The sequence below is a fragment of the Psychrobacillus sp. NPDC096623 genome (assembly GCF_044762655.1).
Classification (GTDB): Bacteria; Bacillota; Bacilli; order Bacillales_A; family Planococcaceae; genus Psychrobacillus.
This window is the reverse complement of sequence record NZ_JBIWER010000002.1, coordinates 708,896-721,356: the sequence shown is the minus strand read 5'-3', so window position 1 is coordinate 721,356 and position 12,461 is coordinate 708,896. Positions and strand designations below refer to the sequence as shown.

14 protein-coding genes are annotated in these 12,461 nt (G+C 38.2%); 4 read left to right on the top strand and 10 right to left on the bottom strand.

Going from position 1 to position 12,461, the window contains the following annotated elements:
• Positions 1-217 precede the first annotated feature (217 nt).
• The 3 genes from ACIQX2_RS08320 to ACIQX2_RS08310 form a co-directional block, all read right to left on the bottom strand.
• Positions 218-610: a sporulation protein gene (locus ACIQX2_RS08320; protein WP_402848482.1), complete on the bottom strand. Its 393-nt coding sequence runs from the start codon at positions 608-610 to the stop codon at positions 218-220.
• Positions 611-615: 5 nt separating this feature from the next.
• Positions 616-1,809: an AI-2E family transporter gene (locus tag ACIQX2_RS08315; RefSeq protein ID WP_402848479.1), complete on the bottom strand. Its 1,194-nt coding sequence runs from the start codon at positions 1,807-1,809 to the stop codon at positions 616-618.
• A gap of 69 nt (positions 1,810-1,878) precedes the next feature.
• Complete coding sequence (locus ACIQX2_RS08310; RefSeq protein WP_402848476.1) at positions 1,879-2,820, bottom strand: LCP family protein; 942 nt, start codon at positions 2,818-2,820, stop codon at positions 1,879-1,881.
• A 143-nt stretch (positions 2,821-2,963) separates the two neighbouring features.
• Between ACIQX2_RS08310 and msrA the strand changes: the two genes are divergently transcribed.
• Both msrA and ACIQX2_RS08300 read left to right on the top strand, forming a co-directional pair.
• Positions 2,964-3,482, top strand: coding sequence for a peptide-methionine (S)-S-oxide reductase MsrA (gene msrA, locus ACIQX2_RS08305; protein ID WP_402848472.1), 519 nt, complete (start codon positions 2,964-2,966; stop codon positions 3,480-3,482).
• 262 nt (positions 3,483-3,744) lie between these two features.
• The gene (locus tag ACIQX2_RS08300) at positions 3,745-4,131 is read left to right on the top strand and encodes a hypothetical protein (protein ID WP_402848469.1); all 387 of its coding nucleotides are present in this window, start codon (positions 3,745-3,747) and stop codon (positions 4,129-4,131) included.
• Positions 4,132-4,782: 651 nt separating this feature from the next.
• On the opposite strand, the gene ACIQX2_RS08295 is transcribed toward ACIQX2_RS08300, so the two are convergent.
• The 7 genes from ACIQX2_RS08295 to ACIQX2_RS08265 form a co-directional block, all read right to left on the bottom strand.
• Entirely contained in the window at positions 4,783-5,472 is a 690-nt protein-coding gene (locus ACIQX2_RS08295) for an amino acid ABC transporter permease (protein ID WP_402848467.1), read from the bottom strand.
• Positions 5,473-5,504: 32 nt separating this feature from the next.
• Positions 5,505-6,176: an amino acid ABC transporter permease gene (locus ACIQX2_RS08290; protein ID WP_402848464.1), complete on the bottom strand. Its 672-nt coding sequence runs from the start codon at positions 6,174-6,176 to the stop codon at positions 5,505-5,507.
• Between the two features lie 191 nt (positions 6,177-6,367).
• Positions 6,368-7,201 (bottom strand): transporter substrate-binding domain-containing protein, encoded by an 834-nt coding sequence (locus ACIQX2_RS08285; RefSeq protein WP_402848461.1) that lies wholly within the window; start codon positions 7,199-7,201, stop codon positions 6,368-6,370.
• Between the two features lie 5 nt (positions 7,202-7,206).
• Positions 7,207-7,977 carry an amino acid ABC transporter ATP-binding protein gene (locus ACIQX2_RS08280; RefSeq protein ID WP_402849165.1) on the bottom strand — a complete coding sequence of 257 codons (771 nt, stop codon included), beginning with the start codon at positions 7,975-7,977 and terminating at the stop codon, positions 7,207-7,209.
• A gap of 43 nt (positions 7,978-8,020) precedes the next feature.
• Positions 8,021-9,058, bottom strand: coding sequence for an NAD/NADP octopine/nopaline dehydrogenase family protein (locus tag ACIQX2_RS08275; protein WP_402848458.1), 1,038 nt, complete (start codon positions 9,056-9,058; stop codon positions 8,021-8,023).
• A 36-nt stretch (positions 9,059-9,094) separates the two neighbouring features.
• Positions 9,095-9,793 (bottom strand): GntR family transcriptional regulator, encoded by a 699-nt coding sequence (locus ACIQX2_RS08270; RefSeq protein ID WP_402848455.1) that lies wholly within the window; start codon positions 9,791-9,793, stop codon positions 9,095-9,097.
• Between the two features lie 544 nt (positions 9,794-10,337).
• Positions 10,338-10,496, bottom strand: coding sequence for a hypothetical protein (locus ACIQX2_RS08265; protein WP_402848452.1), 159 nt, complete (start codon positions 10,494-10,496; stop codon positions 10,338-10,340).
• 82 nt (positions 10,497-10,578) lie between these two features.
• Here ACIQX2_RS08265 and ACIQX2_RS08260 point away from each other — a divergent pair, with 82 nt between their 5' ends.
• Positions 10,579-10,713 (top strand): helix-turn-helix domain-containing protein, encoded by a 135-nt coding sequence (locus tag ACIQX2_RS08260; protein WP_402848449.1) that lies wholly within the window; start codon positions 10,579-10,581, stop codon positions 10,711-10,713.
• A gap of 132 nt (positions 10,714-10,845) precedes the next feature.
• The gene (locus ACIQX2_RS08255; RefSeq protein WP_402848446.1) at positions 10,846-12,447 is read left to right on the top strand and encodes an ABC-F family ATP-binding cassette domain-containing protein; all 1,602 of its coding nucleotides are present in this window, start codon (positions 10,846-10,848) and stop codon (positions 12,445-12,447) included.
• The last annotated feature ends 14 nt before the right edge of the window (positions 12,448-12,461 follow it).

Genomic DNA, 12,461 nt, shown 5'->3' with positions numbered 1-12,461 from the left:
GAAACATATTTTACTGCTGCCCTTTTAATTGGATAAGTTTCCCGTTTCGCTAGTAAAACCAACTAAATAAACAGTAAACTACCGTAAACGCAAGTATTTAGAAAGCAAAGCGAGTAAATCCATCTAGAACGCAAGTAACTACCGCTCAACCGAGTATAAAACACTTTTCCTTACCCACAATAAAAAAAACTCCAGCACCAGACTGGAGTTTCATAGATCACTCTTCAATATCGAAATAGATTTCATCTTCATCATTATACTCAGACCCATTTTCAAATAACACGGTCGTTCGTAAAATCAGCTTTGTTACTTCCTCGTTATTTTCTGGAAGCCATCTTTCATCAGGCATAATTTCAAATGGAATCATTTGCATATCCTTTGATGCTGCTGCTCCTACAACCTCGATTGAGTGCTTAGATACGATTTTTGGGGATGAATCATCCGTTAGTTTAAATACCTCTAATTTAATATTCTCCACCGACTCATCATGTACACCATCTATATATATAGTACCGGACAGATTTATACCGTGTTCAATATAAGGATGGTCAACAACTGTGTCTATCTTTATCGATTTAACTTTTATGGAAGATTCAAATTTCTTCGCCATTACTCTCAGTCCACCTTGTGATTTGTATACTCATAATGATTTTCGATAACTGGTTCAAACTTATTATACCGTCTTTTAAACAAAGTATAAAAATGTGACACCACCACTTTTAAGATTGCATAACCTGGTATACCCAATATGACACCTGGAACTCCAAACAATGATCCAGCAGTAATAAGGACAAAAATAATGGTAATTGGGTGAACATGTAATGATTTCCCCATTATTTGAGGAGAGATAAACTTCCCTTCTATAAACTGAACAATAGTCCAAACAATTGCCAATCCTACTAGCAGTAAAGGTGACTTCACTAACGCAATAATAGCAGCAGGTGTAATCGCAATGACTGGCCCCAAATATGGTACAACACTTGTGACCATTGCAATAACCCCGAGCAGTAGCGCATACGGCATTCCTATTATTGTAAAACCAATGAAAATCATAAATCCAATACACATAGAAACTAAGATCTGCCCTTGAATATAAGCACTGATTTGTCTGTCTATACCAGAAAATACCTCCTGTAAATCATCTCGCATTCTTGGGGGAAAAAGCTTCATTACATAGTTAGGTAGTTTTTCGCCATCCTTCAATAAATAAAAGACGATAAAAGGCACAGTAACAATAGCTAACACAAAGCTTGTCAATACTCCCACAATAGATGAAATTCCAGTGGCAATTCCAGTGACCGTGTTTTGAACAAAATCCCCAATTTCAGCTGGAAGGCCATTTAACACGGATGTTACGTCATTTTCAATTTGCAAATAATAATCCTTCACAATTGATGTACGTAAAAATTGATCTAAACTGTTAAATAACTGGATAAAGTAGGTAGGCAACTCCTCTACTAGCTTAAAGATTTGGCCTTTTAAAAAAGGAAAAACTAAAAACACTAGCAAAGTGATTAAGCCGATTAAAACTAAGAAGATGATTAAGATTCCCCATACACGTTTAATTTTTATTTTTTCTAATAAACGCAGGATCGGTCTCAGCAAGTAATACACAATAACAGCTAAAATAATCGGTAAAATGACATTACCCAGAAATACCGTGAGTGGTACGAATATAAAAGAAATTTCATCATAAATCATAATGACAAGCCCAATCATGAGTAAAAGAAACAATGAAAAGACTGTATTACGTCCACCTAAAAATCTTATGTATCTAGTTGAAAAAAAAGAAGGCTTTTCTGGCTCCACTTCTATCAAACTTCCTTTCTATATTTATATTTTACGAAGGAAAAATCAGGTTAGCAATTCTAAAGCTGCTTATTTTTTTAAAAACTCTGAAATCGCTGCTTTATTACTCTCTTTGTCAAGTACAATTACTGATCCAGCATGATTATAGGTCTTAAAAGAATACGTTCCTTCCACGGGAATTGTCATTTTTTCCATTTCTAATTTTCCACTTACGATTGCATCTAACACTCGTTTTGTTTTATCTGAACGTGAATAATCGGTTTGAATATACCCTTCAGTTGCACCGATAAATTTAGGTAAATTTGGAATATTCTCGATAGACAACATCTCATCTTTTAATACTTCCATCACTAACTGTTGTCTTCCTACTCGTCCAAAGTCTCCTTCGGAATCCGAACGGAAGCGAGCATATCCAAGTAGTTCCTTTCCACTTAAATTTTGCTGTCCTTTTGTTAAAGTGACACCAATTTTTTCAGACATATCTTTCTCTACATTCACTGGAACACCACCAGGTGCAATAATATCAACTAACGATTCAAAACTATTAAAATCTATTAATGCATAGTGATGAATTGGTAAGCCGAACATCTCATTAATTGTGTTTTTCAACAACTGTACTTTACCAAGATAAAAGGCTGTATTTAGTTTATAGGATTGATAACCTGGGATATCTGCATATATATCGCGCATGAAAGAGATGACTTTCATATCATTATTTTGCTTGTCCCAAGAAAAAATCATCATCGTGTCTGTTCGAGATTGCTCTTCTCCACGAGTATCGACACCGAGAACTAATATATTTTCTCGTTGACCTTGTTTAAGTGTATCTCCTCTAAAATCCATTGGTTCCTTTTGTTCTGTATCTGCAATTTTATAACCAATGGAATATTGCGTAACTGTATATATACCAATTCCTATAGCTAAAAATAATAAAATAACGAATAGGAAGCGTCCAATTCTAGGTCTTCTTTTTCTTCGACTACTTCTCGTTTGTTGTAATTCTTCTTCCATCTTGATATCTCCCCTTTATACCCTAATAATAACGTATTTCAGCTCAAATAGTTTCAGATTTTTGTACTCCATCTGTACAAGTGGTAAAATCTATTTTACATTAAGTTAATGATACATATGCAAGTTTAATAGGAGGAATAAATATGATTGAAAAAGCTACATTTGCAGGAGGATGTTTTTGGTGCATGGTAAAACCATTCGACACATGGGACGGCATACATAAAGTTATTTCTGGTTATATGGGAGGTCATATAGACAATCCTACATATGAAGACGTAAAAAAAGGTGATTCTGGTCATTTAGAAGTGGTAGAGATACAATATGATCCAAGCATCTTCTCCTACAAACAATTATTAGAAATATTTTGGCAGCAAATTGATCCGACAGATGCTGGTGGCCAATTCCAGGATCGAGGAGAGAGTTATCGCACTGCTATATTCTTTCATTCGGATGAACAACGGAAGCATGCAGAGCAATCGAAGGAGCAGCTTGCAGCAAGTGGTAAGTTCTCTAAGCCTATTGTAACCGAAATTCGACCTGCTAAAACATTTTATGAAGCGGAAGAGTATCATCAGGACTACTATAAAAAAAGTTCAGCACACTATAAAGAGGATCGAGCACAATCTGGTCGAGATGAATTTATAGAGAAGAATTGGAAGTAACTACTATATAAAAGCCCCCTGGAAACAATGTTTATATTGTTTCCAGGGGCTTTTCATTTACGTTAGAATGGAAATTTTAATTTATACACTATAAGAATATCTAGTAAGCTCTATTTCATGCTATAACAATTTTAGATTGTGTTATGTGTTTCAATTTAATGAAAACCTTGTTATACCAACTACCTTATGGTATTTCACTCTAATACAACATTTCAGCATAAAGCATTACAAAGCAGGTTACTAGGCTAGTTTGGGGCCAACATTGTACCGCTTAATGAATACATCCGATTCGAATACTACTACAATCCCCGTATCTGCACCTGTAATCGAACCAATTGCTGAACCAGTAAATGTATTAGCACAGCTCCCAACTAATTTATCTTCCACACCAGAAATGATTCCTACAGGATTTATTGCAGATACTTCACTTGAAATGTTAGCTAATGTTTTAGATCCACTAGTTCAAATAATGATAGCAATCAGTTTTCCAATAGCTAGTGTCATTATGATTGGCGGCTGTTTCTTCTTCATGATAGGTAACTCAGAAAAGGCCAGGCAAACTATCATGAATGCAGACTTAGGATATGTACTAATTCAGTTGTCTCCGCTATTCCTACAAATTCTTGGTGAAGTCGGAGAAGCTGTTTAAGTAGAAAAAAACATCTTAACATTACACCATGTAGAGAAGGAGTTAATTCAACTTATTTACATCAAGAATAAATGGGGGGGTTAAATGCCAGTTATCAAGAAGTGCATTTACTGTGGAAAGGAATACAAAACTAAGCCTAGTCACGCAGAGCGTAGACGTTATTGTTCTTTAAATTGTTATGGTTTAGATATTACTACCCTTGTAACTAAAATTTGTATTGTTTGTGGTAAAGAGTTTAAGGTCCATAATTTGTAATTCGAGAAAAGGAAAACTGACATTAGAGGAATTCATTAAAAAAATTGGTAAAATTAAAAGTGATGATAACATCCCACCAATTAAGAAAAATGTTTAACTAATAGCACCGCAGTTAGCGGTGCTTTTTGTAGGTAATAAAATATGCCGGAGTACTCGTATCTTTCATCTTTACTGAGGTTTCACCTGAACCGAAGAAACCAGCATTCCTCTCTTTCGCTTCGTGGTCTATACCTTTGTTATATTTAGTTGGTATACGGTGTAGTCACGAGTGTAGAATCTGTAGGAAATCAATCAAGATTAAGAGTACCTGCTTGCTTAAAGAGGCATACAAAAACGCCCATGCGGCTGCAAGGACGGATGTGTATGTATGGATGGGGCTTGTGTAATGGCATGACCTCATTTGATTCGCACATCATTCTCATAGCGGTCGGCGAACTTGGTGATTAAAATACCGATTCCCCAGTAAATGAGTGCCACCATCAAGAACGCCTCGACAAAGCGAAAGTTCTGGGCTGCCATGATTTTGGCTTGTGCAAAGATATCAATCACGGTGATTAAAAACCCGAGTGAAGTGGCTTTGATGGCCACTGTGAAAGAGTTTGCGAAATCAGGGATGGCATGGACAAAAGCTTGCGGGGCTACAATTCTCGTAAATGTTTGAGAAAAACTATAGCCCAAGGATTGCGCCGCCTCAATTTGCCCTGGATCTACCGCTAAAAATGAGCCTCGGATGATCTCAGATTGAAAGGCTGACAACGTGAGGCTAACTGTGACAATTAAAATAATCAGAGGCGACATATTATTCATATTATAATTGATACCCAGAAGTTTAATGATGAACTGTCCAATGGCGGGGAGTGCATAATACATCAAGTATAAAAATACCACCATAGGTGTCCCTCGTAAAAACAGTTTAAATAATTTTGTAAGTTGAACCAGCACAGGGATTTTATATTGTTGTATCAGAGCCAACACCACTCCTAGAAGAGTGGATAATACAAGTATAGTAATCGCTATGAGTAAGGTTTCAGGAAGTACACCCAATATCCCTAAAAACATTTCGTATGAAGCATCTAAATCAAACATGTTAATCCCTCCTGCTGATTGTGGTTAACCCTTTATCGAATGGCCACTCTCTTCTCTAGTTTTCTAACCAATCCGTCCGTTGTGAAGCACATAGCCGAAAACATCAAGGCAATGATAAAGTAAATTAGGATTTGATTCGTACCGTAAGATCGTGAGATAGACAATTCTGCTGTTCCCATAATATCCACGATGCCAATGGCAAAGATCAGCGACGTATCATGAATCAAGTAAACCAAGGCATTGCCGTATCCCGGGAGAGCAACAGGGACCATTTGGGGAAGAATAATTCGGAAAAACTTTTGCATTGGTGTGTACCCCAAGCTATCTGCAGCTTCATGTTGACTTTTTTCAACGGCGAGACAAGCGGGTCGAAACACTTCAGAAATATAACCAGAATGATAAAATCCCATGGAAATAATAGCGGCATGCATCGGGCTTATATCATATGAGCCCAAACCGATGAGAGGTAACACTTTTGGAATTCCAAAGTATGCTATAAATAGTAAAATCAGTCCAGGAACACTTCGCGCAAAAGATACGTACAAATCGGCTAATTGACTAATGACGGGAATTCTCTTTAGTCGCACAAACGTTAATAGCACAGCAAAGAGTAACCCAAGCGCAGCCGACAGGATGATGATGATAATATTGATCGGAAGCGTTTTAAGAAACGCCATTAGTAATTCTTGCATATCCATTTCCATCGTCATTTCTCCCTTCCCTACTTAATATCTCTTCTGTACATGACGGTGTCATGTCTATGTTTTTCGTCTTAGTCTACATCCATATTCTCAAAGGATTCAACCAAACGAGAGAATATGGATGTGCTCTAGTCGATCTGGAGATATTCACTATGACCTTATCTGACTCGAACCAAGACGTTCATGTAAAAGCCTCAATCGTATTGAAACACATCTTCTGCATAGAATTCAGTAGACAACTCAGAAAGCACGCCTGCTTCTGCCAATTCCTTTAGACCTTCATCGATGGCTTGTTTCAGTTCCTCATTTTCCTCTGATTTGTGAATCATAAAGAATGTAGGGATAATTTTGACTGGGTCCAATCCCACAACAGGTAGATTTTGATCTTCAATGATTTCGATTTGTCCGTAACTCGATGGATAGAACAACGCATCATACTTGCCAGTCGCCACTTCTTTTAGTCGATCTGCGATTGGAATTCCTACATCAGCTAAATCATACTCAAGCTTAAACTCTGGATTTTCTTCTTCCCAATCCTTAACTGTTTTATATGTGGCACCAGCTGGTGATAGAGGCGAAATTTTCTTCCCTACCAAGTCTTGAATGCTTTCAATTCCACTACCTTCTGCCACGTAAATCTTGATCAGTGCGCGTCCAGTAGACTCTGAAGGAATGATATATTGCTCTGCACGTTCCTCCGTGAACCCAAGACCACCAGCTAACATGTCGTACTTACCTGTAGCTAGTCCTGTTTCACCTGCTGAATCTTCCACACCGAATAATTCAAATTCATAGTCTTCAAGCACTTTGTCCAGTTCCTTGATCAGCTCAGGCTCATAACCCGTCACTTCGCCGTTCTCATCGACCCAGCTCAATGGTTTTGACGTGTGACCAGTCGCCACTTTGATTGTTCTTACGCCTGAATCCCCATTGCTCTCAGCTTCTGACTCGTTGTCAGTGGAATTGCATGCAGTAAGGAGAGATAAACCCAGTACAGAAGCTACTACTAGAATTGACTTTTTCTTCATTCTTATCAACCACCCTTAATGTTTAATTTTTGTTGGTCTTGCTCTGCATAGATCTTTGTCAAAAACCGCCTTGTTCTCACATTTACTGATTTCTCGAAGATTTGTTCAGGCGTTCCCACTTCCACAATGTGGCCATTTTCCATAAAGATCACTTTGTCGGAAATCCGCTTGGCGAAGTCCATTTCATGGGTGACAAGAAGCGTTGTCATGCCGGACTTTGCTACATCTTCTATTACTTTCAATACCTCCTCTACTAATTCGGGATCGAGAGCTGAAGTAGGTTCATCAAACAAAATCAACTCGGGTTCAAGCGCCAAGCCACGTGCAATGCCGACCCTTTGTAATTGTCCTCCCGATAATCGAGAGGGATATTCATTTATTTTGTCTGTAAGACCTACCTTTTCTAATTGCTTTAAGCTCATGGCATACGCTTCGTCTTTGGACTTTTTCTGAACGGCTATTTGAGCATCCATTACGTTTTGGATGACCGTCTTATGTTTGAAAATATTGAACATCTGGAACACCATGGCGGTTTTCCTGCGAAGCTTGAGGATGTCTTGCTTAGATAAACTTTGATAATTGAGATGCAGATCCCCGATTTGAATCTCGCCTTGTTGGGGTTTTTCTAAGTAATTGATGCATTTTAATAAGGTGGTTTTCCCTGTTCCACTCGGACCAATAAACGATACAACCTCGCCTTTTTCGACCGATAGGTTAATACCTTTCAACACTTCTTTTTGGTTGTATGAAACATGTAAGTTTTTAACGTGTAAGATAATCTCTACCTCCCCAAGTGCTTTATTTCAAATCCTATATGTGCTATACCATGGACATCCGCCTTAGATTCTCCTCGGTCAACCCCTGAAAGCGAATCCCTTCTTGCCTATAGTCGCTGTTCATGAGTAAAGATGCAGTGCTGATGATGGAGTCGGTATACGGTGTTGCCACCCCTAAGATTTTCCCTAATTCTGATATTGGAACAAGTCCAAATGGAATGTCTTCTGTCAGGTACCGATAATCGAGTTTCGTGGGACCTAATCCTGTAGGGAACAAGCCGGGCAAAGCTTCATATAAAGTGGGATAATCGGAATCATAAAATTCATTCAAGATACTCAAAATGCTATGAAGATCGACATGTAGACGACTTGCTATTTCCAGTCGTTCTTTATCCATCTTTTCTACATAGTTACAGGAATAGGGAGACGCGCCGTCAGGATAGAACTGAAATCTCTCGGACGCGTCAATCCTTGCCGCGTTAAACAGGGTGATCGGAGGATGAATCACCACATTGGAATTATTCAAGGAAGTCTCAAATACACTTTCTCCCGGAATCAATTGCGGAAACCTTTCCATAAACGATGCAGCAATCTGGTTCTCTTTACGCAACGTACTAATTAGTACGTTGTATTTGATTTTAGTGATCGCAACAGAACCGGCTTGATCGGCCAAACTTACAAAAGGCATGGCACTCGTTTCGGCCACTGTAATGTTCTTTTCTGTAATCAAATCAGTTCCCAGAATTCGTTCACATTCTAGTGCACCCCAGTAGCCTGGAAAAAAGATGATGGTTTGATTGGGTCGCAAGAACGGTTTAATTTGATTGACAATTGTCTCATGCCCCATAGCCGTCGTCGATACAATGATAAACTGGGCCTCTGCAATCACCTGATCTATGGAGGTCAATGCCTCTAAATCGACGTGCCCGGAATAGATTCCTTTCACTTCCAACCCTTGTGTAGAAATTCTTTCGGCTTTCTGTGAATCACGGGTATACAATTTCACGCTTTCTCCGTTCAATTTCAGATATCCCGCAATGGCCTGCCCTGTATTTCCACCGCCCATTACTGCATATGTCATGAACTCTTCCTCCTCTCATATGGTTCGCAATCTGGTTCAATCTGTACCTTTCTCTTGTAAGAATTGGGCATGCTCGTATTTTTGGAACGTCTTGATGGCTTGATTCAACGAACCTAAAATATGCTTCTTCATTTCTTCTACTGCGTTGATCTTGTCTTTTTGGATGATGTAATGAAGGATCGTCTCATGTTCTTTTACGGATTGATTTGTATCGCCAATTCTTTTGTGTGCTAATCGCCTGTACCGGTTGATCAGGCTGTTGAGCTGATACAAGAACTTGACCGCCATCTTGTTGCCACTCACCGTGTAAATGTATTCGTGGAATTGCTTACCAAATCTATCGATTGTCTCATAATCTTCCAGGCTTATCGCCATTTTGAGTAATTTGGTGAGATGGGTTAAGTGGTCAATGTCCTTTTGCGTGATATTATCAATAGCATCTTCAACTACAATTCCTTCCAAGTTGCTACGGATAACAAAGATTTCTTTCACTTCTTGGGTAGAAATCGGAGCGACATTCATTCGGCCGTTTAAACTTCGATTGACCAATCCTTCCACTTCCAAAATCTGAAGAGCTTCTCTAAGAGGGGTTCGACTGATCTGTAGCTCTTTGGCTAACTCTTCCTCCGCAATTGCTTGACCCGGTTCCAGTTCACCTTTGATGATCATTTCTCTCAACGCTTTATGTGCAATATCTTTCGTAGAGACTCGACTGACTTTTGCTCTTTCATTCAACTGCTTCACCACCTTTAAAATAATTGTATGCAATTATAAAGTTGTTCTAGCACACATTTTTTTAAAAATAAATAGAATATTTAATTTTTTCTGATTATTAATATTTGCGCACTAATAGAATAATTTCTCGATATTAGTAGCTACCACGTCATTCCTAGTGTTTTTCCATTTCGTGCCACCATCCTCACAATTACTCTATACATCCATTTTCACTCTGCATAAAGAAAGAACCTTGCTACAGCAAGGGGCGGTGAATAAATATAAGTAGTGTATAAATTCGACGGTTGCACTAGTGTTGCGTATTAGTTATACACGCACAAGTGTGGTAATTTTACAATCAATTTGACTGCTAAATTAAAAAAAAGGACTCGGATCGCAAAGGCGATTCGGTTCCCTTTTTTTATCATTAAATTATGGGCGAGTTTATGAAGAAATAGGCTGTGCAACGACATAGGCTTCAGGAAATTCTGGCATCTTCTTCGGTGACATCTTTCAACACTTCCCAAAAATACATTCACTAAGATGCTTCGTTAATTGCACAAGATCACTTCTTCGTTTGTTCTTTCAACTTCAAATAGATCGTTGGTTTCGGTACGCCAGTGATCTTAACAATGTCAGCAACACTCATTCCATTTGTTTGGCGAGTAGCCATCAAATCTAACGCCTGCTGTACTTTCTTTTCGGGCTGTCCAATCCGCCCCATATGCTTTCCTGCTGCCTTTGCTAGTTCTCGTCCTTCACTTTTTATATAAGCAATAGAAATACAATAGAAACGGGGAAATTTTATGGGACATTTAAAATTAGGAGATGTTATTGGAAAGGCAAGGAAGAAAAAAGGCATATCTATAAGAGAACTTTCAAGAAGAACAGGTATCTCTCATCCCTACCTGAATCTGTATCCTTGTTCAGTCAAAGCTTAGAAGCAAGCGGGGCTAATTTTGGGGCCAGTTATTAATTAACGTACCTTGAAGCCCTATAAAATCAAGGATTTATAGAATTTGTTCATATTTCATGCTATAATAAGTTCATTGTGAATTTTAGGAGGTACTAGCATGATTGCAGTAAGTAACGTAAGTCTTCGTTTTGGTGATCGTAAATTGTTCGAAGACGTAAATATAAAGTTTACACCAGGAAACTGTTATGGTTTGATCGGTGCAAATGGAGCAGGAAAATCAACATTTATCAAAATATTGTCTGGTGAAATTGAACCGCAAGAAGGCAATGTGATAATGAATCCGGATGAACGTTTAGCCATTTTAAAACAAAATCACTTCGAATACGAAGAGCACACTGTTTTAGAAACAGTAATGATGGGTCATAAACGTTTATATGAAGTTATGCAAGAAAAAAATGCTATCTACATGAAAGAAGATTTTTCAGATGAAGATGGTATGCGTGCAGCGGAATTAGAAGGTGAATTTGCTGACTTGAACGGCTGGGAAGCAGAATCTGAAGCTGCAATCCTTTTACAAGGACTTGGTATTCCTGATGAAATGCACCAAAAGAAAATGGCTGACTTAACTGGTTCCGAAAAGGTAAAAGTTCTATTATCTCAAGCTCTTTTCGGTAAACCAGATGTACTTTTACTAGATGAGCCTACTAACCATTTAGATATTAAAGCTATTCAATGGTTAGAAGATTTCCTTATCAACTTTGATAATACTGTTATCGTTGTATCCCATGACCGTCATTTCTTGAACAAAGTGTGTACACATATTGCGGATTTAGATTTCAGTAAAATTCAAGTATACGTTGGGAATTATGATTTCTGGTATGAATCAAGTCAACTTGCTTCTAAATTAGCTTCCGATCAAAACAGTAAAAAAGAAGAAAAAATCAAAGAGTTACAAGCCTTTATTGCTCGCTTTAGTGCAAATGCTTCTAAATCTAAGCAAGCAACTTCTCGTAAAAAAATGCTCGACAAGATCGAACTAGATGATATTCGTCCATCCTCTCGTAAATATCCTTACGTAAACTTCGCGATGAAACGTGAAATCGGAAATGATGTTTTACAAGTTCAAGACTTAGGTCATTCTACTGAAGACAAAAAACTCTTCTCGAATTTAAGCTTCACGATGAACAAAGAAGACAAAATTATTCTTCTAGGTGATGAATTAGCGAAGTCAGCATTGTTACGTATTTTAGCAGAGGAAGAAGAACCAAATGCAGGTTCCATTCGTTGGGGTATCACAACAACTCGTGCGTACTTCCCGCTAGATAACGCGAAATACTTTGAAGGCAGCGAGCCATCATTAGTAGATTGGTTACGTCAATACTCACCTGACGATGAAAGCGAAACATTCCTACGAGGCTTCTTAGGGCGCATGCTTTTCTCAGGCGAAGAAGTGAAGAAAAAACCATCTGTTCTTTCAGGTGGAGAAAAAGTTCGTTGTATGCTTTCTAAAATGATGCTTTCGGAATCGAATGTATTATTACTAGATGAACCAACGAACCATTTAGACCTTGAATCTATCCAAGCGTTGAATAACGGTCTTACACTATTTAAGGGTGCGATGATTTTCACGTCTCATGACCATCAGTTCATCCAAACTATCGCAAATCGTGTAATCGAAATTCGTGAAGATGGATCAATCTTAGATAAACAATTAACTTACGATGAGTTCCTAGAGTGGAAAGAAGCTCAAAACTTATAAGATACAAAAAGTAC

Coding starts and splice junctions, on each gene's coding strand:
- ACIQX2_RS08320 (WP_402848482.1), bottom strand. CDS start 610: ATGGCGAAGAAATTTGAATCTTCCATAAAAGTTAAATCGATAAAGATA.
- ACIQX2_RS08285 (WP_402848461.1), bottom strand. CDS start 7,201: ATGAAGAAAAAGTCAATTCTAGTAGTAGCTTCTGTACTGGGTTTATCT.
- ACIQX2_RS08310 (WP_402848476.1), bottom strand. CDS start 2,820: ATGGAAGAAGAATTACAACAAACGAGAAGTAGTCGAAGAAAAAGAAGA.
- ACIQX2_RS08290 (WP_402848464.1), bottom strand. CDS start 6,176: ATGGAAATGGATATGCAAGAATTACTAATGGCGTTTCTTAAAACGCTT.
- ACIQX2_RS08260 (WP_402848449.1), top strand. CDS start 10,579: ATGGGACATTTAAAATTAGGAGATGTTATTGGAAAGGCAAGGAAGAAA.
- msrA (WP_402848472.1), top strand. CDS start 2,964: ATGATTGAAAAAGCTACATTTGCAGGAGGATGTTTTTGGTGCATGGTA.
- ACIQX2_RS08295 (WP_402848467.1), bottom strand. CDS start 5,472: ATGTTTGATTTAGATGCTTCATACGAAATGTTTTTAGGGATATTGGGT.
- ACIQX2_RS08275 (WP_402848458.1), bottom strand. CDS start 9,058: ATGACATATGCAGTAATGGGCGGTGGAAATACAGGGCAGGCCATTGCG.
- ACIQX2_RS08255 (WP_402848446.1), top strand. CDS start 10,846: ATGATTGCAGTAAGTAACGTAAGTCTTCGTTTTGGTGATCGTAAATTG.
- ACIQX2_RS08265 (WP_402848452.1), bottom strand. CDS start 10,496: ATGGGGCGGATTGGACAGCCCGAAAAGAAAGTACAGCAGGCGTTAGAT.